The following is a 764-nucleotide window of genomic DNA, read 5'->3' as shown; positions in this document are numbered from 1 at the left end:
CATCTTTCCAATCCATTGCTGGTCTATTTTGCGTTTTATGACGTTGTTTTCCTAAGAGCGCGCGTGCTTTTGTTGTTGCTTGTAAATTAACATCCAAACCCAAAGCCGCAGCATGTTTGAGACAAATATTAAGACGGTTTAGTGCTTTCTCTGCTGTTGTAGCTTTTGTATGCCAAATAGGAACAAGCGTGTTGCGTATCTCTGTTTGGGTAATTTCTGAAATGGACAGACTGCCTAATTTAGGGAGAATGTAAAGCCGCAAGGGAGAAAACCAGTTCCCATTCTTACCATTACCTTTTAATTCAGCTTTCCGACTTTCAAAAGTACCCAAAGCGATATCTTTTAAATAATGGAGATTGCTTCACACTTTTATTTATTGCGTTCTTTAATGGGGTCACGACCTTTACGTAAAACAGAATGCCATTGGTTTGCCAATTCACGCTCTTTTTTAAAGAAACATCTCTCAAAGAGCATCCAAGCCCATTTCGCAATGGCGATCATGAATGGTATAACGATAAAACCATTGAGCACTTCCATCTTTACGTTTATGAAAAAGCAAGCCGACATCATCACACACTTTGCCAGCTCGTGGGTGTTGCGACAGCCCTTGGCACTTAAGACGATTCATAAGAGCCATTTTTAGTTCTTTCTTATACAGTTTTTACCCACACGCCAGCTTCGCTTGTGACGTGCAAGCGAATGGTTTTGATTGATTCAAGATAAACAGATTTGAAATGAGACAATCTTACGATATTCGGGATTCT

General features: G+C 39.9%; 1 pseudogene. It reads right to left on the bottom strand.

Going from position 1 to position 764, the window contains the following annotated elements:
- Positions 1 to 637 (bottom strand): annotated as a pseudogene (locus ACFIM1_RS09390) (phage integrase central domain-containing protein); the annotation flags it as partial.
- Between the last annotated feature and the right edge of the window lie 127 nt (positions 638 to 764).

Origin of the sequence: Bartonella sp. AC158YNML (assembly GCF_042196725.1) — a bacterium.
In the GTDB taxonomy this organism is placed as follows: domain Bacteria; phylum Pseudomonadota; class Alphaproteobacteria; order Rhizobiales; family Rhizobiaceae; genus Bartonella.
The sequence above is the reverse complement of the archived record's forward strand: the minus strand, read 5'-3'. Positions and strand labels throughout refer to the sequence as shown.